At 61.7% G+C, this 22985-nt stretch carries 20 protein-coding genes; 5 read left to right on the forward strand and 15 right to left on the reverse strand.

Translation table 11 applies throughout. The features are described from left to right. Nucleotides 1–121 precede the first annotated feature (121 nt). Nucleotides 122–1999, reverse strand: coding sequence for a prolipoprotein diacylglyceryl transferase family protein (locus ABIB44_RS00265; RefSeq protein WP_354582613.1), 1878 nt, complete (start codon nt 1997–1999; stop codon nt 122–124). Between the two features lie 150 nt (nt 2000–2149). After that, nucleotides 2150–3685, reverse strand: coding sequence for an SDR family oxidoreductase (locus ABIB44_RS00270; RefSeq protein WP_354582614.1), 1536 nt, complete (start codon nt 3683–3685; stop codon nt 2150–2152). A 175-nt stretch (nt 3686–3860) separates the two neighbouring features. Between ABIB44_RS00270 and ABIB44_RS00275 the strand changes: the two genes are divergently transcribed. Next, the gene (locus tag ABIB44_RS00275; protein ID WP_354582615.1) at nt 3861–4721 is read left to right on the forward strand and encodes a DUF2911 domain-containing protein; all 861 of its coding nucleotides are present in this window, start codon (nt 3861–3863) and stop codon (nt 4719–4721) included. A 382-nt stretch (nt 4722–5103) separates the two neighbouring features. Here ABIB44_RS00275 and ABIB44_RS00280 read toward each other — a convergent pair whose 3' ends face one another. The 6 genes from ABIB44_RS00280 to ABIB44_RS00305 form a co-directional block, all read right to left on the reverse strand. Beyond that, nucleotides 5104–5949 (reverse strand): hypothetical protein, encoded by an 846-nt coding sequence (locus ABIB44_RS00280; RefSeq protein WP_354582616.1) that lies wholly within the window; start codon nt 5947–5949, stop codon nt 5104–5106. Nucleotides 5950–6016: 67 nt separating this feature from the next. Beyond that, nucleotides 6017–7378, reverse strand: coding sequence for a M20/M25/M40 family metallo-hydrolase (locus tag ABIB44_RS00285; protein WP_354582617.1), 1362 nt, complete (start codon nt 7376–7378; stop codon nt 6017–6019). 164 nt (nt 7379–7542) lie between these two features. Further along, entirely contained in the window at nt 7543–8478 is a 936-nt protein-coding gene (locus ABIB44_RS00290) for an enhanced serine sensitivity protein SseB C-terminal domain-containing protein (RefSeq protein ID WP_354582618.1), read from the reverse strand. A 230-nt stretch (nt 8479–8708) separates the two neighbouring features. After that, on the reverse strand, nt 8709–9104 hold the full coding sequence (locus ABIB44_RS00295) for a c-type cytochrome (RefSeq protein ID WP_354582619.1): 396 nt from the start codon (nt 9102–9104) through the stop codon (nt 8709–8711). A 97-nt stretch (nt 9105–9201) separates the two neighbouring features. Then, nucleotides 9202–9879, reverse strand: a complete 678-nt coding sequence (locus tag ABIB44_RS00300; RefSeq protein WP_354582620.1) for an SCO family protein — start codon at nt 9877–9879, stop codon at nt 9202–9204. 11 nt (nt 9880–9890) lie between these two features. After that, nucleotides 9891–10343, reverse strand: a complete 453-nt coding sequence (locus ABIB44_RS00305) for a hypothetical protein (RefSeq protein WP_354582621.1) — start codon at nt 10341–10343, stop codon at nt 9891–9893. A gap of 294 nt (nt 10344–10637) precedes the next feature. Here ABIB44_RS00305 and ABIB44_RS00310 point away from each other — a divergent pair, with 294 nt between their 5' ends. Then, nucleotides 10638–11630: an aldo/keto reductase gene (locus ABIB44_RS00310; RefSeq protein ID WP_354582622.1), complete on the forward strand. Its 993-nt coding sequence runs from the start codon at nt 10638–10640 to the stop codon at nt 11628–11630. Nucleotides 11631–11708: 78 nt separating this feature from the next. On the opposite strand, the gene ABIB44_RS00315 is transcribed toward ABIB44_RS00310, so the two are convergent. Further along, entirely contained in the window at nt 11709–12200 is a 492-nt protein-coding gene (locus ABIB44_RS00315) for a hypothetical protein (RefSeq protein ID WP_354582623.1), read from the reverse strand. 3 nt (nt 12201–12203) lie between these two features. After that, complete coding sequence (locus ABIB44_RS00320) at nt 12204–13595, reverse strand: DUF3696 domain-containing protein (RefSeq protein ID WP_354582624.1); 1392 nt, start codon at nt 13593–13595, stop codon at nt 12204–12206. 110 nt (nt 13596–13705) lie between these two features. On the opposite strand from ABIB44_RS00320, the gene ABIB44_RS00325 reads away from it, so the two are divergent. Continuing rightward, on the forward strand, nt 13706–15151 hold the full coding sequence (locus ABIB44_RS00325; protein ID WP_354582625.1) for an MFS transporter: 1446 nt from the start codon (nt 13706–13708) through the stop codon (nt 15149–15151). A 75-nt stretch (nt 15152–15226) separates the two neighbouring features. Beyond that, the gene (locus ABIB44_RS00330) at nt 15227–15751 is read left to right on the forward strand and encodes a DinB family protein (RefSeq protein ID WP_354582626.1); all 525 of its coding nucleotides are present in this window, start codon (nt 15227–15229) and stop codon (nt 15749–15751) included. A gap of 74 nt (nt 15752–15825) precedes the next feature. On the opposite strand, the gene ABIB44_RS00335 is transcribed toward ABIB44_RS00330, so the two are convergent. Together ABIB44_RS00335 and ABIB44_RS00340 are read right to left on the reverse strand one after the other, a co-directional pair. Beyond that, nucleotides 15826–17493 (reverse strand): amidohydrolase, encoded by a 1668-nt coding sequence (locus ABIB44_RS00335; protein ID WP_354582627.1) that lies wholly within the window; start codon nt 17491–17493, stop codon nt 15826–15828. A 162-nt stretch (nt 17494–17655) separates the two neighbouring features. Beyond that, nucleotides 17656–18426: an AMP nucleosidase gene (locus ABIB44_RS00340; RefSeq protein ID WP_354582628.1), complete on the reverse strand. Its 771-nt coding sequence runs from the start codon at nt 18424–18426 to the stop codon at nt 17656–17658. Nucleotides 18427–18584: 158 nt separating this feature from the next. On the opposite strand from ABIB44_RS00340, the gene ABIB44_RS00345 reads away from it, so the two are divergent. After that, nucleotides 18585–19046: a type I restriction enzyme HsdR N-terminal domain-containing protein gene (locus ABIB44_RS00345; RefSeq protein ID WP_354583678.1), complete on the forward strand. Its 462-nt coding sequence runs from the start codon at nt 18585–18587 to the stop codon at nt 19044–19046. Nucleotides 19047–19053: 7 nt separating this feature from the next. On the opposite strand, the gene ABIB44_RS00350 is transcribed toward ABIB44_RS00345, so the two are convergent. The 3 genes from ABIB44_RS00350 to ABIB44_RS00360 all read right to left on the reverse strand — a co-directional run bounded on the left by ABIB44_RS00350 (nt 19054) and on the right by ABIB44_RS00360 (nt 22872). Continuing rightward, a complete protein-coding gene (locus ABIB44_RS00350; protein ID WP_354582629.1) occupies nt 19054–20961 on the reverse strand; it encodes an LTA synthase family protein in 1908 nt (635 codons plus the stop codon). A 117-nt stretch (nt 20962–21078) separates the two neighbouring features. Next, a complete protein-coding gene (ald, locus tag ABIB44_RS00355) occupies nt 21079–22206 on the reverse strand; it encodes an alanine dehydrogenase (RefSeq protein WP_354582630.1) in 1128 nt (375 codons plus the stop codon). A gap of 141 nt (nt 22207–22347) precedes the next feature. Then, nucleotides 22348–22872 (reverse strand): VOC family protein, encoded by a 525-nt coding sequence (locus ABIB44_RS00360; RefSeq protein ID WP_354582631.1) that lies wholly within the window; start codon nt 22870–22872, stop codon nt 22348–22350. Nucleotides 22873–22985 lie beyond the last annotated feature (113 nt).

The raw sequence follows: 22985 nt of genomic DNA on the forward strand, positions 1-22985 counted from the left end.
CGCGGGCCGCTCGGTAGCGCGGCGCTTCGTTGCGGTCGTTTCCGTTAAAGCTACCAGTTTCGGTTGGCCTTTGCGTGGGGCGGCATGGTGCCAGTGTTCGGGTAAGTTGGCAGTGGCGGGATTAGCGCCCAATCCGGTAGTTGAGTTTCAAACTGAAGCTGTTGTGCCGGCCCAGGTCGGTGGCGTAGTAGGGTTCCAGGCTCAGGCCAGGGCGGCCGGGCAGGCGCAGCAGCGCGCTGGCAAACCCCATTCCGGGACTGGGGTTGTGCACGGAATGCGCGTAGCCCACCAGCAGCTGCGGCCCGTTGCTGATGCCCAAGCCGGAGCCCAGCCCCAGGCGCGAGGTGTAAGCTCCCAGCACGTTTTCGGCTCCGTAGCAAAAGTCGGCCTGCCCAAACAGGACCGATGGCTTGCCCATTCGCACCATAACTTCCGGCATCAGCAAGGCACTTTCCCGCGACTCGCCATCGCCAAAGTAGCTGAAATAGCCCAGCTGGCCCACGTGGAGGCCGAACCGTGCGTCGACGGTGCGCCAGCCGTTTTCGCGGTGTATTTGCTTGTAGATGTGCAGGTCGAACAGGGCTGGGCGGAACGTAGTGTCCCGGTCGGTGATGGCATTGCGGCTGTTGAGGTCGGGTACGGGCTGAGCGTTGATGCGCTGCTGGCCCACCCACAGGCCCCCGCCCCAGGTGCTGGTTTTGGTGGAAGGCCGGCCCAGCTCATCGGCCGCACCGGCGGTTTCAAAAGCCACCTCGCCGCCCACGGCCGCTACTTGCTGTTGCAGGGCCAGCCGCTGCCCGCCACTACAGCCAGAGTTGCTGACCAGAACATCCTGGTTCGCCTCGTGCTGGTTGCCGAGTACCCCCCCGGTCACAACCACGGTACGGGCGGGGCCGCTGCCGGGAACAGGGGTTCGCTCGGGAGCCGGGGCCTGAGCGGTGGTCAGCAGTATCATACCCGCCAGCAACACGCTCAGCGGCAGGCCTACCAGGCGCGGTCCCAGGCGGTGCAGCGGGGCGAGGGCCGCATGGGCCTCGGCCACCAGCACCGTCAGCAGCAGGGCCCGCACCGCCAGCGACTCGGGCAGCGTGAGGGCCTGGTGGCCCAGCAGCGCCGTCAGGACGAGCATAACGAGTACTACTATCAGGGTGCGGCCGGCTCCCACAGGCGCGGGCACCGGCACCGGGCGGGCGGCCAGTACCGCTTGGCCCCGGCGCACACGCCACGCCCAGATACCCAGCGCCAGCAGGCCCAGCGGCAGCAAGGCAACTTGCAGCGCCTGCCAGTGCCCGCCCGGCCCGGCGTGCAGGGTGCCCAGCACCGGCTCGCCGGCCGGGTCGCGCCAGAACGCCTGCGCAAAACGGCCCAGCAGTAACAGCCCCGTTTGCAGCAGCAGCCACGAGCCCACCGGCCAGCGCCGGTTGCGGGTGGCCAGCAGCACACCGCCCACCGCCGCGCACAGCAGCAAGGCCAGCACTTGCGTGGGAGCCACCGGCAGGCTGTGGCCGGCCGTGGCCGGCAGCAGGCCGGCCTGCACCTGTGCCCACCACGGCAGCGTGCCGGCCCCGTACGTAAGCCCCCAGGCCCCGGTAGTAGGCAGCCCGAAACAGCAGCCTGTGAGCACACAGCCCACGCATTGCACCAGCAGGGCCGCGCACAGAGGTAGGGCCAGCGCATCGAGCACGGCCCAGCTCAGGCCCAGCCAGCGCCGTAAAGACGCCGCCACCAGCGCCGCTGCCAGCCCGCCGCCCAGAATGGAGCGGGCCGTATCCGTGGGTGCGTTGGTGAACAGCAGGCTGCTCCATTCGCCCATCGGGTGGGTGATGAGCTTGCTGCCCAGGATGAGCGCCAAGCTGCTGGCCGCTACCAACGTGAGCCAGGGGCGCATCGGAAAGCCCCGCCGCCAGCCTTCCCACAGCAGCAGCACCACGTTGGTGAGCGTGGCCAGCAAGTAGAACGGCGTGTAATAATCGTGGTCTGGCGCGGAGGGAAGGAGCATGGCTATTGGGTTGAAGCAAATACGACTAGTAGCAGCCCCCAAACCTAGCGCTTTACCTAAAGGTATTACAACCCAACTTCCGTCATTGTCAGACTTTTGAATAATGTAAATTCGGAATTAATAGACTGAAAATAAACGAATAAAGCATCGTTATTCAGGCTTTATGACCGTTTGCAAAGTGCCTGATTGAGCCAGCTCAGGCCGGGGCGAAGGCAGTACTACGCTTTCCCCGTACTCCACCAGGTTCTTCACCATGCCTTTGAAAATGATGCCGTGGAAGGGCAGCACCGAGTACCAGTACAAGCGCCCGGCTAGGCCGCGCGGGCGGTAGGCGGCCAGCTGCTCCACGGCGTGGGAGCCATCGGGCTGGTCCACGATGCGGAACTGCAGCCAGGCCTCGCCGGGTAGCTTCATTTCGGCGTACAGCAGCAGGCGGCGGCCGGGCTTATCGGCCACCAGCACGCGCCAGAAATCGAGCGGGTCGCCGGCCCGCAGGCGCGAGGGCGAGCGGCGGCCCCGGCGCAGGCCCACGCCGCCCACGGCCTTATCCATCAGCCCACGCAGGCGCCAGAGAAAGTCCGTCTTGTACCAGCCCCGGTCGCCGCCGATGCGCCAGATATTATCCAGCACCTCGGCCACCGGCCGGGTGAAGGGCCGCAGCTGCCGGTCGAAGAACATGCCGTTTTTGGGGATTTGGATGGCATCCATGTAGTTTCGGCGCATGACGCCGCTGCTCAGGGCATCGCTCCAACTGCTCACTACTTCGTTCTGCTCGATGCGGGTGAAAGCCAGGGCCAGGGCTTCGCGGTAGCTCATGGACGTGTGCGGCACCACGGAATTAATGCTTTTGCCGGGGTCGCACACGGTATCGTTTTTCAGGCTCTCGACCAGGCTTTGGGCCAGCGAAAACGTGGTGCTCGTAACCAGGTACAGCCACCACGACGACAGCCGGGGCGTGAGCACGGGCACCGTTACAATCCAGCGCTTGTAGCCGCGCTCGGCGGCCAGGCCCAGCAGCATCTGCCGGTAGGTGAGTACGTCGGGCCCGCCCACGTCGAAAGCCCGCCCGAAGCAGGCCGGATTGTCGAGCACCTCGGTGAGGTAAAACATGATGTCGCGGATGCCAATGGGCTGGCAGCGCGAGTTCAGCCAGCGCGGCGTCACCATCACGGGTAGCTTCTCCACCAAATCGCGGATAATCTCGAACGAGGCCGACCCCGAGCCGATGATGATACTGGCCCGCAGCACCGTGATTTTGGCCGGCGTGGCCTGGCTCAGCACGTTCTCCACGGCGCGGCGCGAGCGCAGATGCAGGCTCAGGTCGTGGTCGTTGGCAATGCCCGAAAGGTAGATTACCTGCCGGGCCGTGGTCGTATTCAGATACTCCACGAAGTGGGCGGCCGACTGCTGCTCCTGCTCGAAAAAATCGTCGTTGCCGCTGCTCATCGAATGCACGAGGTAATAGGCCGCATCGATGTCGGTGGGCAGGCCGGCCAGCGTTTTGGGCCGCAGCAGGTCGCCGGTGGCCGTGCTCACGCGCGAGTGCAGGGCCTCGGGTAAGGTATCGGGCAGGGCGAAGCGGCGCGGGTCGCGCACGAGGCATACCACGTCGTGGCCCGCCGCGGCCAGCAGCGGCAGCAGGCGCTGGCCGATGTAGCCCGTGGCACCGGTAAGGAGAATTTTCATGCAGCGGAGGGGGGAGAAGTTTTAAATAGCAGGTGTCATGCTTCGACTCTGCTTAGCATGACGGAAACGGAAGCCGCACTAGTTGAACGGCCCCGCCGCCGGGTTGTTCGCGCAGGCCCTGGCTGCCAGCGCGCAACAGCCGCAACCTACGCCGCGAAGCTGCATCTTTGCCCCCATGAAACACGCCCTACAACTGCTCGCCGCCGGCCTGCTGCTGGCCACCGCCGCCCAGGCCCAAACCAAGCTCAGCATTCCACCGCTGAGCCCGACCACCCGCATCCACCAGAATTTTTCCACCTCCTACATCGACCTGACGTACTCGCGCCCTTCGCTGCGGGGCCGCACGGCCTTCGGCGGCGTGGTGCCCAATGGCACGGTGTGGCGCACGGGGGCCAACACCATTACCAAAGTGCGCTTCGGCGAGGAAGTGAAAATCAACGGCCAGATGGTGCCGGCCGGGGCCTACGCGCTGCTCGCCATCCCCGATGCCAAGGAGTGGACCTTCATCCTGAACCGCGACACCGCCCAGTGGGGCACCTACGACTACAAGCAGGCCCTCGACGTGCTGCGCGTGAAAGCCAAGCCAACGAAGCTGGCCGCGCCCGTCGAAACCATGTCGCTGACCGTGGAAAACCTCAAGCCCGCCTCCGCCGACCTCGTCGTGACCTGGGACCGCACGCAGGTGGCCCTGCCCATCGTGGCCGACCCCGACCGGATTGTAATGGGCCAGATTGCGCAGGCCATGAAGGGTGAAAAGAAGCCCTACGTCCAAGCGGCGCAGTATTACTACGGCACCGGCAAGGACCTGACGCCCGCTATCGGCTGGCTCGATGAGTTCATCAAAGCCAATCCCACCGAATATTACGGCTATTATTGGAAGGCCAAGCTGCTGCAAAAGCAGGGCAAAAACCCGGAGGCCATTGCCGCCGCCAACAAGTCGCTGGAGTTGGTGAAGGAGGATAAGAACGAGGTGTCGAAGGCCGAATACATGCGCCTGAACCAGGAGGTGCTGGCCGCCGCCGGAGCGAAGAAATAGTCGGGTCTTTTTTCGCTAAGAAATTTTCCGCTTACAGTAAAAGAACGTCATGCTGAGCGAAGTCGAAGCATCTCGCGTGCGATAGTAAATAAATTACTTGCCCGGTAGAGATGCTTCGACTTCGCTCAGCATGACGTTCTGCTCTTTTGAATAAGACTTGGTTACTCAGCCGGCTTGGCCTGCTGCACCATTAGACTGAATCTTTTGGCCGCGTTGGCGAACTCGGACGGGATGAGCACCACCGTCGTGGTATTGTTGCCTATGCCGATTTCCCGAGCATCTGCATGCGGCGCAGTTCCAGGGCGATGGGGCTTTTCTCCATTTCCAGCGCGCCCTGCGTCCACTTCAATGGTCACGCCGTCCTTCTCGCACCCACAGATTCCTACTTGCCCCAGCAACACGCCACCTTTTTAGGGGCTCGAAATCGAATTGGTTGTCCACTAGCGAAGGCACGGTTTCCCGCAGCATCAATGGCTTCAAAACGGACAGAATACTCTTCTTCCGACTTAAAGCGTATATCGCCCCCACAGGTAAACCAACCAATCGGCAATTGATTTTGCCACGGTAGCAAATAGGTAGTGACCGACGCTCCATCGTTGGCATCCCGGATAGTTGCTTTGATAAGGCATTTCGAGCTGTCGCGCAACGGGTTGGAGAACAATACATAATTGTCAGTGCCTTCGCTGTTAGCCTCGTACTTTTTTTGCAGTACCGTTGGGGTAGCGAGCCAAACGGGAGCCTTGCTATCGGGGACGGAACTTGTTTTCCAGCGGTAAGCAGTAGCACGGCGTTGGCCGGGCGCTAGACGTCCTGGTGCGAACAGGTAAAATAGGTTCTCCCTGCCGCGCAAGGCCCGCAGCTCATATTCAGTATCCGGGAGCAACGGCCGGCTGGGTTGCAACAGGAGTTGCGTGTGGTCTTCGAAGGTGCCTGCTCCCGGAAAATTCAACCGGTCGAGCATTATCAGGTCAACCGAATCGCGCGACGACCACAAATACACCCGAATCGAACCTGTGAACTGTTGCAGCTTGCTCGCCAGCGACTGCGTGCCCCCTAAGCCACTACCGGAAAACAGAAATAATTGCCTAGGCTGAATGATTTCGGCTTGAATAGGCCAAACAGTCACCCAAGGGGAGAAATCGCATTGCCCCCATACCAAAGTAGGAAACAGCGCCAGCCAGCCAATCACGAAGCCCCACCGGCAAATCTTTCTCAGTGGCTGCGTCATATTTTTTCGTCCCGGTAAAAACGGCACTGATTCTTTTTGCGGGAAACCGGTAGGCGAGAATGCCAGCTTACCGCCCCACCACGGGCAGCACGGTCACGCTCTCGTGCCCGGCGGCATCCACGCTCACCACGCCGAAGATGAAATTGTCCTTGCTGATGTTCAGGTCGGTGGTTAGGCCCGATACGGGAATGCGCTGCTGCCATTGTGGAGCGCTGGTTTCGCGTACCAGCACCACGTAGCCGCTGGGCTTAGCGCCGGTGGCCGGGGCCTGCCAGCGCAGCTGAGTGCGGTTGGTGAGGTCGGCGGTGAGGACTTCGACCTTGGCCGGGGCGGCCGGAGCCAGGGCCAGGCTGGCCATGGTGGCGAGGTTAATGCCGGCGTTCCGGCGCAGGTAGGCGAAGTCCATGCCCTCAATCACGTCGCCGTAGGGGCGGCTTTTTTCGGTGCGCAGGTCCTGGTGCTGGTGGGTGTAGTCCTCGTTCATCTCGGTGAAGCGGACGGCGGCGAAGCCCTGCTGGTTGAAGGGCGTGTGGTCGCCGCCGCGCAGGAACCGGTCGGGACGGTACTCGAGGGCCACTTTATGGCCGCGGCCGTAGAGCTGGGCGGTGCGCTGAATGTAGCGGGCCAGCTGGCGGCTGGGCGCATCGTTCTCCGAGCTGAGCTGGCGGCGCACCTTGGCCTGTTCGGGTGTTTCGTTGGCCGGTACACCTTCGCTGAACACCCGCACCTGGGTGGCGTCGTTAATCACCGGGTCGAAGCCGTGGGAGTTGCCCACGATGTCGTTGTTGAGCATGGCAATCAAGTTCCAATTCTCTTTTTTGGCGCGTTCGGCAAGGTGGCCCGAGCCGTAGAGGCCCTGCTCTTCGCCCTGCACGGCCACGAATTTGAGGGTGCAGGGGAATTTCTGGCCGGCCAGCACGCGGGCCAGCTCCATCACCAGCACGGTGCCCGAGCCGTCGTCGTTGGCCCCGGGCGCGTCGGCGGTGGCGTTCATCACGTCCGAGACGCGGGAGTCGATGTGGCCACTTACCAGAATAATACGGGTGTCGGTGGGGTCGGTGCCGGGCAGGGTGGCCAGCACGTTGGCCATCAGCACGGGCTTGTTGATGCGGCGGCCGTCGGGCTTCACCGTGAAGGTGTCCATCTCGACGGTCATGCGGCCGCCGCCGGCTTTGCTGTATTTCAGGAACTCGTCGCGCACGTAGTTGCGGGCCGCGCCGATGCCGCGGGTGGGGCTCTGCGTGTCGCTCAGGGTGTGGCGCGTGCCAAAGGAAACCAGCTTGCGGACGTCGGCTTCGAGGTTTTTGGCCGAGATTTCATCCACCAGCTTTTGAATGGCCGGGTCGGCGGGCGGCAGGAGCGGGGCGGGCTTGGTTTGGGCGAGGGCGGCGAAGGGCGCGAGGGCGAGGAGGAGGGCGGCGAGTTTCATGGGGGGAAGGTAGGGCGGGCGTTGGGAACAAAAAGAAAAAAAGAACGTCATGCTGAGCGAAGTCGAAGCATCTCTACCGCGCAAGTAATTCATTTACTGTGGCGGTAGAGATGCTTCGACTTCGCTCAGCATGACGTGCTGGAAAGCATCGCCCAACCAGTTGTTTACCCTGCCTTATAAAACGGCTCAATGGTACGGAAATACGGGTTTACGCCCTCTTCCGACTCCGGGTTGAGCAGCATCAAATCGACAAACTGAAACACGTCGGTTTTGCCTTCCAGCACCGGGCCAAGCTCCTGCATGAAGCTGGGGTCGGGGCTGCTGCTGATGAAGGCGAGCAGCAGGCGGGGCACGTCGGGGTTGGTGGCTACCTGCATCTGGGCCAGGTAGGCAGCTTCGAGGTGGGGCTGGGTGGCGGCCCATTCGGCCACGGCATCGGCCACGGCCTGAGGCGTTTCGGCGGGCTGGCTGAGGAGCACCTGAGCATCGCCGCCGGCGGGCGAGAGCGGGCCGGTGAGCTGGCCATTGAGCAGGGCCGCGAGCTCGTCCTTGGGTAGGATTTTGCCGGCCGGCGAAAAGGGGTTCAACACGCAGTCCTGGCCCTGAATCATCGAGAAGAAGGCGTGACCGGGGATGCGCACGTAGCTCACCGGGCCGTTATCAATGCCGCCATCGCTCAGGCGCGGGGGCGAGCTGAAAATGGGCAGCTTGCCATCGGAGAGCACCTGGAGCTGGATTTCCTGGCCTTCGGCCAGAACGACCTCGCCGGTTTCGACGCCTTCCATCGGGGCCAGAATCATCAGGATTTCTTCCTGCAACAAGGCCTGGTAGAAGGCAGGACGGGCGTTTTCGTCGGTGGCAGCCAGCAGCAGCAGCTGCTCCAGCACGTTCTCAGGCTCGAAGGGAAGGGGCATCGGCTCGGGCACCTGGTAGGTGGGCACGACGGGCTCGGGCTCGATGGGGGCCGTGAATTTAGCGCCCTGGTAGCGCGGGCCGCCGGCGGGCTTGTCGGCCGGGGCCGGCATAGCATTGGGAGTAGCGGGAGCAGGAGTCGCCGGGGAGTCGGCGGGTTTATTTTTCAGAAAATCAAATAGGCCCATAATGAGTTAGGATGCGAGTGGGTTAAGGGGCGCAATCTACGGCGAAAAATGGGTTTGAGGCGCGGAAAAGGCGGGTTGGAGCTCACGCGGAAGGCGAAAAAAAGCCCGTCATGCTGAGCGTAGTGAAGCAGCTCTACCGCGCAAGTAAAACCATCGATTGGATTACCCGCGCGGTAGAGGTGCTTCACTGCGCTCAGCATGACGGGCTGATTAGTAGTTCATTTACTCCCTCAGTGGCACTTGTCAATCTGGGCCTGCACGTCGCTAATCGTGCGGGGCGCGCCCTCGTTGCCCCAATGGCTCTCGATGTAGTTGAGCAGGTTGGTGAGCTGGGCGGGGCTCAGGCCCTTGTTGCCGGGCATGATATTGTGGTAGCCGATGCCGTTGACGACGATGACTTCGTTCTGGCCGTTGCGCAGCAGGCAGGCCAGCTCGGCGCGGTGGTCGACCAGGTAATCGGACCCGGCCAGGGGCGGAATGAGGCGGGCCAGGCCCTGGCCCTGCTCGCCGTGGCAGCTGGCGCAGTGCAGGGCATATAGCTTCTCGCCCTGGTGGCGGTTGTTGCTGAAGCAGCCGGGAAGGGCCAGCAGCAGCAGCAGAAAGCCGGGGAGGCGGCGGAGGGGCATGGGGAAGAAGGAGTGAGGATTTTGGAATTAAAGCACGTCATGCTTTGGCAAGCTCAGCATGACGTGCTTTTGTTTGTGGCAGTTCAACCAATAAAAACTACTTCCCGGCCACGCCCTTTTTTCGGGCGTCAATCTCGGCCAGCAGCAGGGGGAGCTCGGCTTTGAGGCGGGCTACTTCTTCGGCGCTGGTGCCATCGTAGGCCCCGCGAATGTAGCCACGGTCGTCAATTAGGGCCAGGGTGCCATTGTGGGCCAGGCCGCCGGGCGACTGGGCGTCGGGCACCACGCCGGTGAGGAAGCGGTTGGCCAGCGTGAAGGTGGCGGCGCGGTCGCCGAGGGTGGCGAAGTGCCAGCGATTGGCATCGGCCACGCCCAGGCGCTGGGCGTAGTCGCGCAGCACGGCCAGGGAGTCGTGGGCCGGGTCGATGGTGATGGACAGGAAACCCAGGCGCGGGTCGGTGGGGTAAAGCTTATACACCGAGAGCATCTCGCTTTGCAGCTTGGGGCAGATGCCGGGACAAGTGGCGAAGAAGAAATCGGCCAGGTAGGCGCGGTTGGCAAAGGTGGCGTTGCTCACGGGCTGCCCAGCCTGGTCGGTGAGGCGGAAGGCCGGCACGGGCACGGTCAGCGTATCGGCGGGGCCGCCGTCGGCGCGCGGGCGAACGTCGCGCTCGCCCAGGATAGGGAGTTCGACGGCCTCCTTGGGGGGGGCGGTGCAGGCGGCGGTGAACAGCGTGCCGGCCAGAGCCGGCAGCAACAACAGGCGTTTCAACATGAACATGGGCATTATTTGGAAGTGGGAGGCCGCACGTCGCCGGCGGCGGGGTGCTGGGCCTGGAATTTCGTGGCCGAATCGAGCGACGAGCGGAACAGGCGGCGCACCCCGGCCAGCACCTGCTGCTGCTGCTGTAGATAAGCCAGCCGGCTGGCCGGGGTGGCCGCGCTATCGGAGGCCTTATACTGGTGCATCCAGGCCATCATGGCGTTGTCGGCGGCGGCCAGGCCGTGGATGTAGGGTGCGGGGGCCTCGGAGTGGTAGCCCGAGAGCTTGCCTTTGAGGGCCATCAGCTCGTCGGTCTGGAACATGAGGGAGTCGTGGGTGGCCATCAGGGCCATTTCGGCAGCCGAGGCCGGCGACGGGGCGGCTCCTTCGCTGGTGGGCTGGTTGGGCGAGGAACAGGCGGCCAGCAGGAAGGGCGCGGCGGCCACGCAAACGGCGTTTTTGAGAATGCTTTTCACGGGGCAAAGGTACGGCGGGAAGGCATGAGGGACAGATGAGGCCGGAGAGCGAAAGCCGGGTAAGAATTCAGAAAAGCGGGCAATCAACCCCTGGGGTTAGCGGGTTTGTCAGCCGGAGCCTGCGAACCGAAGGTCGGTGGAGTCCAGGATTTAATCATAACGGCATAGTTTGCCGTAACCAGGGTAACTAGCTCGACCTTGATAGGTAACTCGGCTCCGCTGGCCTTGGGTTCGTAAGCTCCGGCTGCCAGCTTGCTCATTCTCTACTAAACCATTCAACTGCACTTTCGATTTATGAGAACCCGCCAACTGGGCCGCTCTGGCCTCACCGTATCGGCCCTGGGCCTGGGCTGCATGGGCATGTCCGACTTCTACGCCGGCCAGGACGATGCCGAAAGCACCCGCACCCTGCACCGCGCCCTCGATTTGGGCGTCACCTTCTTCGACACGGCCGACATGTACGGTCCCTTCAAAAACGAGGAGCTGCTGGGCCGCGCCCTCAAAGGCCGGCGCGCCGCCGTGGTGCTGGCCACCAAATTCGGCATCGAGCGCGACCTGAACGACCCCACCAAACGCGGCATCAACGGCCGCCCCGAGTACGTGAAAGCCGCCTGCGAAGCCAGCCTCAAGCGCCTCGGCACCGACCACCTCGACCTCTACTACCAGCACCGCGTGGACCCCAGCACGCCCATCGAGGAAACCGTAGGGGCCATGAGCCGGCTGGTGGAGGAAGGCAAGGTGCGCTTCCTGGGTTTGAGCGAGGCCGCGCCGGCCACCGTGCGCCGGGCCGTGGCCGTGCACCCCATTGCGGCGCTGCAAACCGAGTATTCGCTCTGGAGCCGCGAGCCGGAAGACGAGATTTTGCCCACCATGCGCGAGCTGGGCGTGGGCTTTGTGCCGTATTCGCCGCTGGGCCGGGGCTTTCTCACGGGCCAGATTAAGCGCTTCGAAGACCTAGCCGAGGACGACTACCGCCGCCACACGCCCCGCTTTCAGGGCGAGAACTTCCAGAAAAATCTCGATTTGGTGGCCCGCATCACCGACCTCGCGAAGCAGAAGCACTGCACCGCCAGCCAGCTGGCCCTGGCCTGGGTACTGGCCCAGGGCGACGACGTGGTGCCCATTCCCGGCACCAAGCGCGTAAAGTATTTAGAAGAGAATTTGAGCGCGCTGGAGGTAGAATTATCGAGAGATGAGCTGGCCCAACTCGATGAAATTGCGCCCAAAGGCAAAGCCGCCGCCGGCCTGCGCTACCCGGCAGCGATGATGGGCTCGGTGAACGGTTAATTATCGGGTTGTATCGCAATGCTAAGCAGGCCCGCCGGATTCCGGCGGGCCTGCTTGGTTAATATGCCGAGCGAAAACCTAGGCGGAGCGTGGCCGCACCATCTCGGACGGACAAATAAATTCGATGTGGACCCCGTTTCGCGTCAGAGCCGCGTGGTCTTTGTGCCAGTCCGTATCGGTGGCATTCACGATGGGCGGGTTGGCCGGATGCGTGCGGGCCGCCGCCACAAACTTGCGGTCGGAGGGGTCGAAAGCCGTCAGGGCTGGGTCGGGAGGGAAGGCGGCGAAACTGCCGTCTTCGGCCAGCTCCAGGCGCACCTGCGTGCAGTGGCGCGGATTGTTGCGATTCCGCAGCGCCCAGAGATAGAAGGCATCGCCAGTACCCGGTTGGCCGGCCGAATGCAGGTTCCGGTCGTATTCGCTCAGAATAAGGAAGGCGTCGTCCAGTACCAGAATCTCGTGTTGCTGAAGCTGCACCAGTCGCTGTCCGGCAGCCTCCTGACAGGCCGGGTCGGCATCCGATTTCCGGTTGGCGGTTACCGCCACGTTGGTATCAATCAGGAAGTGCATGCGCTACGCTTGTTGCTCACGCATTTTACGCCGCATTTCGGCCTTCATCATGGCGGCAGCCTCGCCCAGCGTGTCGCCGAAAAAGCCTTCGGGCCAGTTGCGGATGTTGCCGTACTCGTCCAGGTCCAGCGTTGTCAGCTCCGAGCGGCCTTCCTTGATGGACGTAAAATAAAGATTGATACTGTCCGGGTCAACGGCTTTTTCGGGTTCCAGCGTGAACTCGGCCATGCGCCGCTGCAGGCGTTGCAGCAGGTGCTCGCTGTGGCTTTCGAGCACAATCTGAAGCTTGCGCCGCTTGATGGCGTCGATGAACACATCGGCCAGCCCCGCCTGCACCGCCGGGTGCAGATGAATCTCGGGCTGCTCCAGTATCACGGTGCTGCCCTCCGGCACGTAAAACAGCAGCACCAGCACCGGCAGAATCTGCGACACGCCAAAGCCCACATCCGTCAAAAACACGCTCGCCGACTCCTTCGTCCGCTGAATCCGCACTTCGTATTCCTTCCGGTTAGGCGCAATGGGCTGCACTTTGAAGGAATAAATCAGGCCGAGCTCTTTCAGCCAGTGGGCCACGTGCTCTTCAACGGTACGCTTGGGCTGGTCAAAACCCATAGCGATGGTCGGACCTTGGTTGCGGGAAGAGAGGAGGGCGGCTACGGCGCGTTCGCCACGGTTGCCAACGCCTTCGGATTCTTCACCGCCCCACAAATAAGTACGCTTGGGAAATTCTCTAAGTGGACCTAAGTAGTGAATGGATTCAAAAAAATGGTAAAAAGACTCTTCGACTCGCTGCAATTCATCTTCAATCAAAGGGTGATTTAAGTAAATACCATTTGGTACCCCATAAAAATTAATTGGATTTCGAAATATTCCCTCTATTTCTTTTTTGCGTGGAGTTAATTCATTTGTTAGATATAGCTCATAGTTACGCTCCTTTGGTAAGGGATTTTCAAGTAGGCGTAAGTTGTAAATGCTATTAAAATGAGTGTAGGAGAACCGACGTAAAAAAATGTTATCGCCTGTTGCCTCTATTGCTGCTGAAAATTTGTAGGGAGTGACCGAGTATTCTTCAATCAATTTTGAGATAACATCGTCAAAAGGAGGATTTGTATCTGCATCTTTCCAATCAAAATTGAATGACAATTCTCCTGGGTCCTGATGCTGATGTAAAATATCATACATCGTCCCCAGGTCCACATACGACTTGTCATCCCCCAAATGCAGCACCCGCGACCTATCCGATGACTCCACCGTCTGCTTCAGCATCAGCAGAAACTGCAGGATGCTGGACTTGCCCGATGAGTTGGTGCCGAAGAAGCCGGTGAGGCTGCCAAAGGCAATATCGCCGGTGTCCTGCCAGGACTTGAAGTTTTGGATGCGCAGCTTTTCTAACATCCTGCGAAGGAAACGAACAATCGGTGAATGCGCGCCCGACCCGCCCAACCCCAACCGTAAAAACCCGTTACCTTCCACGGCGCAATTCCTCACCTTCGCAGCGCTTCCTCATGACCCCAACCCCGACGCACCCCGCCGCCGCCGCTGGCGCGGTCGAAAAAGACAACAAGCGCATCACCACCGGCTGGACGTTCTACGACTGGGCCAACTCGGTATACCCGCTGGTAATCACGAGCTCCATTTTCCCCATTTACTGGGGTAGTATTACGAAGGCCATCAACCCCACCGATGTGGTCGATTTCCTGGGGTTCAAGGTGCCGGGCTCGTCGTTGCTTACCTATGCCATCTCGTTTGCCTTTTTGCTCATTGCCTTGGTCAGCCCGTTTCTGACCTCGCTGGCCGACTACTCGGGACGCAAGAAGCTGTTCCTGCAATTCTTCTGCTACCTCGGGGCGCTTAGCTGCGCGGCGCTGTACTTCTTCACGGAAGACAACCTCACGCTGAGCACATTTATTTTCATTGCGGCCACGGTGGGCTTCAGCGGCAGTATCGTGTTCTATAATTCCTACCTGCCCGAAATAAGCTCCGAAGCGAAGTTTGACTCGCTCTCGGCGCGCGGCTTCTCGATGGGCTACATCGGCTCGGTGCTGCTGCTGGTTATCTGCCTGGGCATCATCATGGGGCCGCACATTGCGGGCGGTCCCGAAGGCGTGGCCCTGTTTGGGATGAGCACCGGCAAAGCCACGCGCCTGAGCTTCCTGCTCACGGGCATCTGGTGGGTGGGCTTTGCCCAGATTCCGTTTCTGACGCTGCCGCCCGATACCGGCCGCCCCGCCGATGCGCCCGTCAGCAAGGATGGCTGGCTGCTCAACGGCTTCCGCGAGCTGGGCAAGGTCTGGGACCAACTCAAACAGCAGCCCAACCTCAAGCGCTTTCTGCTGGCCTACTTTACCTACAACATGGGCGTGCAAACGGTGATGTACGTGGCCACCATCTTCGGCGACAAGGTGCTGAAGCTCGATAGCACCTCGCTCATCGTCACCATTCTGCTGCTCCAGATTGTGGGCATTCTGGGGGCCTGGCTGTTCGCTAAAATCTCGGACCGCATCGGCAATACGCGGGCGCTCAGCATCGCGGTGTTCATCTGGATGCTGATTTGCGTGGCCGGCTATTTTGTGCAGGCCGGCCTCAGCTTCTACGCGCTGGCGGCCGTCATCGGCCTCACCATGGGGGCCGTGCAAAGCCTGTCGCGCAGCACTTATTCCAAGATTATTCCCGAAAACACGCCCAACTCGGCCGCTTACTTCAGCTTTTTCGACGTGGTGGAGAAGCTCGGCATCGTCATCGGCACGCTTTCCTTCGGCCTGATTGCCCAAATCACGGGCTCGATGCGCAACAGCATTCTCTCGCTGATTGTGTTCTTCATCTTCGGCCTGGGCTTCCTGCTGACATTGCGCGGCAAAAAGCTGCGCGAAGACTCGCTGGGGCCAATATCGCTGCCCCCGCCGCCGCCTGCCTCGGCTAGTGCCGAAATGGGCGCACCCATGACCCGGTAAAGTAATCGGCCACCTGGTTCGTCCTGGTTTACGGGGGCTGCGCCCTCATGCTTTCCATCCTATTTCTCCAATCTTATGAGCGAACCCACCACTGCCACTCCCTCCATGCAATCGCTGCTCAGCCAGGAGCTGAAGCGCGAGCTGGCCATCACCCGCCGCCTGCTGGAGCGGGTGCCTACCGAGCAATTTGGCTGGCAGCCCCATGCCAAAAGCATGAAGCTCGGCACGTTGGCCTCGCACATGGCCAACTTGGTTGGCTTCCTGCAAATGTCGCTTGGCGGCGAATCGACCGATATGGCCACGGTGCAGATGCCTCCCTCGCCGACCAGCACCGACGAGGTGCTGGGCCGCTTCGACGTGAATGCCGAGAACATCCACAAAGCCCTGGCCGACGTGGACGATGCCACCTTCAACGCCATGTGGACCATGCGCCGCGGCGAGCAAACCATCATGGCCATGCCCCGCACTGCGGTGGCGCGCGTGATGGTGCTCAACCACCTCATCCACCACCGCGGCCAGATGAGCGTGTACCTGCGCCTGCTCGATATCCCCGTGCCCGCCATCTACGGCGGCTCGGCCGACGAGGCTCCGCAACGGTAGCGCAGGGCCGTCGTAAAAACCTGAAAAGGCCTGCTGAATAGCGTTCAGCAGGCCTTTTCGACTTTGGGGGTTTATTATTTCCGATTAAATACCTGCTCGCCGCCAATCCAGGTTTGCAGCACCTGCGCGCCGCGCAGCTTCTCCTTCGGCGCGGTCAGCAAATCGGTATCCAGCACCACGAAATCGGCGAGCATACCGGGCTTGATTTGTCCTTTGCGCTTCTCCTCGAAGCCGGCGTGAGCGGCCCAGGTAGTCATGCCACGCAGCGCCTGCTCGCGGCTGATGGCGTTTTCCATCTGGAAGCCGGCGGCGGGGAAGTTCTTGGCATCCTGTCGGGCCACGGCCGAGTGAAAGCCGAACAGCGGGTTGATGTCCTCCACCGGAAAGTCGGAGCCGAGGGCCAACTGGCCGTACTGCTTCAACAATTCGGCGTAGGCGTAGGCCGTTTTCAGGCGGGCCGCACCCAGCCGCTCGCCGGCCCAGTACATATCGGAAGTGGCGTGGGTGGGCTGCACCGAGGGCACGATGCCAAACTGCCCGAACTTGGGCATATCGGCCGGCGTGATGACCTGCGCGTGCTCGATGCGCCAGCGACGGTCTTTCTGGCCGCCCAGCGCCTCGCCGTAGATATTGAGGATAATGCGGTTGGCCGAGTCGCCAATGGCGTGGGTGTTCATCTGGAACTTGGACGCAGCCAACTCTTTGGCGAGGTCGCGGAACTGCTTTTCGGTGGACAGCAAGAAGCCGGTTTCCTTGGGTTTGTCCGCGTACGGCTGCACCAGGCAGGCCCCGCGCGAGCCGAGCGCCCCGTCGGCATACACTTTGAAGGAATTGACGGTAAGCTGGTCGGTGAATACCGGGCCGCTTTTCAGGTAAAACGCTTTGTTGGCCGGCGTCGGGTTCAGCATCGCATACAGGCGCAGCTTGAGCTTCTTTTGCTGCTGCAAGTCGGTCATCTGGTCGATGTTGGCTTTGTCGAGGCCGGCATCGGCCAGGCTGGTGAGGCCCACGGCCAGGCAGTTTTGCTGGGCCTGCAGTAGGAGCTGCGCCGCCTGAGCAGGAGCCGGGTCGGCGATTTTGCTGCTCACGAGGCGCACGGCATTGTCCACGAGCAGGCCGGTGAGGCGGCCCTGCGCATCGCGCGCAATAGTGCCGCCGCTGATGGGCGTGCCGGCCGTTACGCCCGCTAAATCCAGCGCTTTCTGGTTCACGAGCGCGGCGTGGCCATCCACGCGCACGAGCAGCACGGGCACGTCCGGAAACAGCTGGTCGAGCGTGTCTTTGGTCGGAAACTGCTTGGTGGACCAGTCGTTCTGGTCCCAGCCGCGCCCCGTGAGCCAGGGCGCCTGCGGGTATTGCTTCCGGTTTTCCTGGAGCTTTTGAATCACTTCTTTCCACGAGCTAGTGCCCACCAAATCGGCACTCGGCAGCGCCAGCGCGTAGCGGTAGAAGTGGCAGTGCGCGTCGTAAAAACCAGGGTAGATAAACTTGCCGCCTGCGTCTACTTCTTGCGCCGCCTGGTACTTCGCCTTTAATTCGGCCACCGGACCAACGGCCACGAATTTGCCATCTTTCACTGCGAAAGCCTCCGTTTTGCTAAACGTGGAATCGACGGTATAAACCGTGGCGTTGGTCACCAGCAAGTCGACGGCTTCGCGCTTAGCACCGCAGCCACCCAGTAGTGTAAGCAGCAGCAGGGGCGCGGCCAGTTTGGAAAAAAAGGGAGAGGCAGAAAAAAACATAGGTTAAGATTAGAAGTGCCACTAAAAAAGAACGTCATGCTGAGCGTTGCCGAAGCATCTCGCGTGCAATAGTAACTAATTCGTTTAGGCGATTGAATTACTACTGCAAGCGAGATGCTTCGGCTGCGCTCAGCATGACGTTCAGATACGGAAAGCGCCGGCTTAGTCGAAGCGCATGTGCTTCACCGACTCGCCCGAGAACTGCAGCTCCTGCAGCGACTCGATGCCGATTTGCAGGTGGCGCTTCACGAAATCGGTGGTCACTTTCGAGTCCGACTCCGAGGTTTTCACGCCCTCGGGGGTCATCGGGTTGTCGCTCACGAGCAGCAGCGCGCCGTGCGGAATATCGTTCATGAAGCCGCACACGAAAATGGTGGCCGTTTCCATGTCCACGGCCAAGGCGCGCACGCGGCGCAGGTAGTCTTTGAACTCGGCATCGTGCTCCCACACGCGGCGGTTGGTGGTGTACACCGTGCCGGTGTAGTAGTCGAGCTCGTGCTTCTTAATCATCGACGATACGGCGCGCTGCAACCGGAACGAGGGCAGGGCCGGAATTTCCTTGGGCAGGTAGTCGTCGGAAGTGCCGTCGCCGCGAATGGCCGCGATGGGCAGCACGAGGTCGCCGAGCTTGGTCTTTTTCAGGCCGCCGCACTTGCCCAGAAAGAGCGCTGCCTTGGGCTTAATGGCCGACAGCAAATCCATTACCGTAGCCGCCATCGGCGAGCCCATGCCGAAGTTAATGATGGTGATGCCGTTGGCCGTGGCCGACTGCATGGGCTTGTCGCGGCCGTTTACCTCCACCCCAAACTGGTCGGCAAACATGTACACGTAATTGCTAAAGTTGGTGAGCAGGATGTACTGGCCAAAATCGTCGAGAGCTACGCCCGTGTAGCGCGGCAGCCAGTTGTTTACAATTTCTTCTTTGGTCTTCATTGGGTTGGTGCTTGGTTGTTGGTGCTTGGCTGTAGTTACAGCAGACCTCCGTCCGCTGGTGCTTGGCTGGTGAGAACCCTGGCTTTCGCAATCCATTGGCACGAGGCGAAGAACACCAAGCACCAGGCACAAAGCACCAAGCACTACTTTTGGAGGTGATGCAAGCCCTGGACCTGCCGCCTTTCGAGCCCAAACTTACGCAATCGGCCACAAATCAACCGCTCATCTGGGACGGGCTGCGGCGTAAGCACGTCGTGCTCACGCCCGAAGAATGGGTGCGCCAGCACGTGGTGCACTATCTGACCGGCCACCTGGGCTACCCGCGCGGCCTGCTGGCCCTGGAGCGCGGCCTGCGCTACAACCAGCGCCAGAAGCGCACTGACCTGCTGGCCCTCGACCCGGCCGGCCAGCCCCTGCTGCTGGTCGAATGCAAGGCCCCGTCAGTACCCATCACGCAGGCCGTGGCCCAACAGGCCACCACGTATAACCAGACTATTGGCGCGCCAATGCTGCTGCTCACCAACGGGCTGGTGCACTACTGCTGGCGGGTCGATTTCGAGAACAGGGCCAACGAGCGGCTGGCAGATATTCCGACTTTTGCCGAAGCCATCGTGCGTTAAGCTCCCGCTACTTGTACAACTGATTATCCACTAAGCCATTCACGTAGAACTGTACGGCGGCCCGCAGCTCGTTACCGTATTGCTGCACCAGCGCCGGATTAGGGTTCGCTACGGGCTCGGTGGGCATAAAGTGGAGCGCGTAGGGGTAGAGGCGCACTTCGTTTCTATTAGTGAGCTCCGTCACGAAGTCGCTGTGCACCAGGAAGTAGGACTCGCCGTCGCGAAATAGCGCCCGGCCCGGGTTGGCCGCGTCGAATACCGACGAGCCGAAGGGCAGCAGCCGCTTCTGCTCTTTGGGCAGGCCCAGCACGTCGAGCACCGTGGCCGGCACATCGGCCTGCTCGGTAATGCGGTGCGGAATAACCGCTGGGAGTGCCAGGCCGGGCGCGAAAAGCAGCAGCGGCGTTTTGTGGTTGCCGAGCAGGTTCTGGTAGGTGGGCTGGTCGGTTTGCGAGGTGTGGTCGGCCGTGAGGATGAACAGCGTGTTGGCATACCAGGGCTGATTGCGGGCCGCCGCGAAGAAGCGCCGCAACGCCAAATCGGCGTAGGCAATGGTGGGATGAATGGGCTGCGAGCCCGCCGGAAACTTACCTTGGTACTGCCGGGGCAGCGTGAACGGGTCGTGGGCGCTGAGCGTGAACAGCGTGGCCAGAAACGGCTGCCGGGTGGCCGTGAGCCGGCGGCTGAAATATTGCAGGTAGGCCTCATCGAAAATACCCCAGTGGCCATCGTAATCGGGGCTGCCGATGCCGCCGGGATACTCGCTCATGCCGTAGTAGTGCTGCATGCCGGCAATGCCGCTGAACATGTCGAAGCCCATGGTGCCGTTGGCCCCGGCGTGGTACATGGCCGTGTGGTAGCCGTGGCGGCCCAGAATCTCGCCCAGCCCGTGCAGTTCTGCCGTCTGAAAGCTGGAGGTGATGAACGGCTCGTCCATCAGCGAAGGCAGGCCTGCCAGCACGGCCGGCAGCGCTTCGATGGAGCGGCGGCCGTTGGCGTAGTTGTCGCGCAGCAGCCGCGCCTGCGGCACCACCGCCAGCGAATCGAAAAACGGCGTGAAGCCACCCTGCCCGCCGTTTTCCACCCCGGTATATTCCGAGGCGAAGCTTTCCAGGAGCAGCACGACTACGTTCATCGGTACGGTCGGGGCCGGGCCAGTGGGCACCGGAGCCGCTGCCAGCACCGGCCGCAAAGCGGCCGTGGCGGGAAAGTAAGCCACCCGCTCAATCGGCACTTCATCGAACGACTTGAGGACCGTAAAGGTGCTGTTCAGCACCAGGTGGCCCAGCACGGCGGGCGGCTGCTCGAATGCCGCGCCCGTGCGCAGGGGCTTCAGCTGCCAGCCGCCGCGCAGGCCCAGCACCACCAGGCCCACGGTCAGCAAAAATTCCACGCTGCGCTGCACCCAGCGCCAGCGGCTGGCCGGGGCGGCCAGCTCGGCCCGCGTGGGCATGGGGCACAGCCACCACAGCGCATACACCAGCCCCGCCAGCGGAATGGCCAGGTACCAATAGTGCAGCCCGATTTGCCCGGCCTGCCGCGCAATGTCGTGCCCGATGGTGTGCCACTCGTTGCTCAATCGCCGGCCAATAAACTTAAAGTATTCCCAGTCAATGACATTGAGTAGAATGCCCGGCATGTTCAGCAGTACCAGCAGCCCGCGCAGCCCCTGCTGCCCCCGCCGCGCCGAAACCGGCACCAGCAGCGACAGCAGCACCAGCGGCAGGTTCAGCCACAGCAGCGCAGCTACATCGAACCGCAGCCCGTGGCCGAAAGCCAGCGCCACCGCACCCGGCGCAATGCCCCGAAAGGTAGCGGGGTTCAGCAGCAAAAAGCCCAGGCGAAGCAGCGTGTAAACAACCAACAGCAGCGCAAAGCGGCGCAGCAGCAGGCGGATAGCGGGGGAGGGGAGCAAGGCTAATTAAAAAATTAAGAATTAGGAATTAAAAATTAGCAGTTGAGAGAACATTAAAATGCCTTCCCGGCAATGAAGCGGGAAGGCATTTTTAATCTTTAATTCTCCATTTTTAATTTACACCGCCGCCAGTTCCAGCACGGTTTCCACGTTCACCAGGGGCAAGCCCCAGGCGTCGGCTACGCCTTTGTACACGACCTCGCCGTGCACCACGTTCAGGCCGAGGCGCAGGGCCTCGTCGCGGCGGCAGGCTTCCTGCCAGCCCTGGTTGGCCAGTTTCACGGCGTAGGGCAGGGTGGCGTTGGTGAGGGCCAGGGTGCTGGTATATGGCACCGCGCCGGGCATGTTGGCTACGCAGTAGTGCACCACGTCGTCGATGATGAACGTGGGGTTTTCGTGGGTGGTGGGGTGGCAGGTTTCGATGCAGCCGCCCTGGTCCACGGCCACGTCCACGACTACGGTTCCGGGGCGCATGGTCTTCAGCATGTCGCGGGTGATGAGGTGCGGAGCTTTCGCGCCGGGAATCAGCACTGCGCCCACAATCAGGTCGGAGGTTTTGATGGCTTCGCGGATGTTGTACTCGTTCGAGTACTGCGTCACCACGTTTTTGGGCATGAAGTCGTCGAGCTCGCGCAGGCGGTTCAGGCTTACGTCCATGATGGTTACCTGCGCGCCGAGGCCGGCGGCCACTTTCGCGGCCTGCGTGCCGACCACGCCGCCGCCCAGTATCAGCACGTTGGCAGGCTTCACGCCGGGTACGCCGCCGAGCAGAATGCCCCGGCCTTTCAGCGGTTTTTCGAGGTATTTGGCCCCTTCCTGCGGGGCCATGCGGCCGGCCACTTCGCTCATAGGGATGAGCAGGGGCAGGGCGCGGTTGCTGAGTTCCACGGTCTCATACGCCAGGCAAACAGCCTTGCGCTCAATCATGGCGTGGGTCAGCTCCTCGCCGCTGGCAAAGTGGAAGTAGGTGAACAGCAGCTGGTTCTCCTTGATGAGCGGATACTCCTCGGCAATCGGCTCTTTCACCTTGACAATCATCTCTGCCTGCCCGTACACCTCGGCAATGGTATCGAGAATGGTGGCACCGGCCGATTTGTATTCGTCGTCGGAGAAGCCTGAGCCTTCGCCGGCCGTGTGCTGCACCAGCAGCGTATGGCCGTGCTTGCGCAGCTCGGCTACGCCGGCGGGCGTGAGGCCCACGCGGTTTTCGTTATTTTTAATCTCCTTAGGAACGCCAATAATCATGAGCGAAGGTGGGAATAAGAGGGGTGAGGGGAGGTAGTGAACTTTCGAGCCGCAAAGATACGCGGTGCGCCTAGTACCAATGGTGCGAGATTTTGGTTCAGCCAGCATTTTCGGCCCGCGCCGGAATTGACCGTCGGCGCGTTAGACGGCCTCGGCCAGCAGCGCGTTCAAATCGAGGGCGCGGGTATACATCTGCACCTCGCCATCGGCGCTCATCGGCCACTCGGCGCGGGGCCGGTCCCAGTACAGCTCCACGCCGTTGCCGTCGGGGTCGTCGAGGTAAATGGCCTCCGACACGCCGTGGTCGGCCGCGCCGGTAATGGGGTAGTCGGCCGCTACGAGCTGGCGCAACGCCCCCGCCAGCTCGGCCCGCGTGGCATACAGGATGGCGGTGTGATAAAGTCCCGCGCCCTGCTTGCGGGCGGGCGGCCCGCCCAGGCTGTTCCAGGTATTGAGCCCGATGTGGTGGTTGTAGCCGCCGGCCGAAATAAAGGCCGCCTGCGGCCCGAACCGCAGCATGAGCTTAAAGCCCAGCACGCCGCAATAAAAATCCAGGGCCTTGTCGAGGTCCGTTACCTGCAAGTGGACGTGCCCAATGCGGGTTTGTGCCGGTACCTGGTAAGCAGCACCAGCCATTTCGGCGGCGTTGGGGGTTTCGTTTTCCATGATGGAGTTAATTAAGTCGAAAGAAATAATGTACCAACATTAATCTAACAATCGTTCCAAGAAAAGCCCCGCCAAAGTGGCAGTTCAACTTACCGCATTTCTCAGGCTGGCGA

The sequence above is a fragment of the Hymenobacter sp. UYCo722 genome, from assembly GCF_040547115.1.
In the GTDB taxonomy this organism is placed as follows: Bacteria; Bacteroidota; Bacteroidia; order Cytophagales; family Hymenobacteraceae; genus Hymenobacter.

What these genes read in the sequence shown, in the direction of transcription:
- ABIB44_RS00280 (WP_354582616.1), bottom strand. Translation starts at nt 5,949, where the DNA reads ATGACGCAGCCACTGAGAAAGATTTGCCGGTGGGGCTTCGTGATTGGC.
- ABIB44_RS00360 (WP_354582631.1), bottom strand. Translation starts at nt 22,872, where the DNA reads ATGGAAAACGAAACCCCCAACGCCGCCGAAATGGCTGGTGCTGCTTAC.
- ABIB44_RS00270 (WP_354582614.1), bottom strand. Translation starts at nt 3,685, where the DNA reads ATGAAAATTCTCCTTACCGGTGCCACGGGCTACATCGGCCAGCGCCTG.
- ABIB44_RS00285 (WP_354582617.1), bottom strand. Translation starts at nt 7,378, where the DNA reads ATGAAACTCGCCGCCCTCCTCCTCGCCCTCGCGCCCTTCGCCGCCCTC.
- ABIB44_RS00290 (WP_354582618.1), bottom strand. Translation starts at nt 8,478, where the DNA reads ATGGGCCTATTTGATTTTCTGAAAAATAAACCCGCCGACTCCCCGGCG.
- ABIB44_RS00320 (WP_354582624.1), bottom strand. Translation starts at nt 13,595, where the DNA reads ATGTTAGAAAAGCTGCGCATCCAAAACTTCAAGTCCTGGCAGGACACC.
- ABIB44_RS00330 (WP_354582626.1), top strand. Translation starts at nt 15,227, where the DNA reads ATGAGCGAACCCACCACTGCCACTCCCTCCATGCAATCGCTGCTCAGC.
- ABIB44_RS00300 (WP_354582620.1), bottom strand. Translation starts at nt 9,879, where the DNA reads ATGTTGAAACGCCTGTTGTTGCTGCCGGCTCTGGCCGGCACGCTGTTC.
- ABIB44_RS00275 (WP_354582615.1), top strand. Translation starts at nt 3,861, where the DNA reads ATGAAACACGCCCTACAACTGCTCGCCGCCGGCCTGCTGCTGGCCACC.
- ABIB44_RS00325 (WP_354582625.1), top strand. Translation starts at nt 13,706, where the DNA reads ATGACCCCAACCCCGACGCACCCCGCCGCCGCCGCTGGCGCGGTCGAA.
- ABIB44_RS00265 (WP_354582613.1), bottom strand. Translation starts at nt 1,999, where the DNA reads ATGCTCCTTCCCTCCGCGCCAGACCACGATTATTACACGCCGTTCTAC.
- ABIB44_RS00345 (WP_354583678.1), top strand. Translation starts at nt 18,585, where the DNA reads ATGCAAGCCCTGGACCTGCCGCCTTTCGAGCCCAAACTTACGCAATCG.
- ald (WP_354582630.1), bottom strand. Translation starts at nt 22,206, where the DNA reads ATGATTATTGGCGTTCCTAAGGAGATTAAAAATAACGAAAACCGCGTG.
- ABIB44_RS00295 (WP_354582619.1), bottom strand. Translation starts at nt 9,104, where the DNA reads ATGCCCCTCCGCCGCCTCCCCGGCTTTCTGCTGCTGCTGCTGGCCCTT.
- ABIB44_RS00340 (WP_354582628.1), bottom strand. Translation starts at nt 18,426, where the DNA reads ATGAAGACCAAAGAAGAAATTGTAAACAACTGGCTGCCGCGCTACACG.
- ABIB44_RS00335 (WP_354582627.1), bottom strand. Translation starts at nt 17,493, where the DNA reads ATGTTTTTTTCTGCCTCTCCCTTTTTTTCCAAACTGGCCGCGCCCCTG.
- ABIB44_RS00310 (WP_354582622.1), top strand. Translation starts at nt 10,638, where the DNA reads ATGAGAACCCGCCAACTGGGCCGCTCTGGCCTCACCGTATCGGCCCTG.
- ABIB44_RS00315 (WP_354582623.1), bottom strand. Translation starts at nt 12,200, where the DNA reads ATGCACTTCCTGATTGATACCAACGTGGCGGTAACCGCCAACCGGAAA.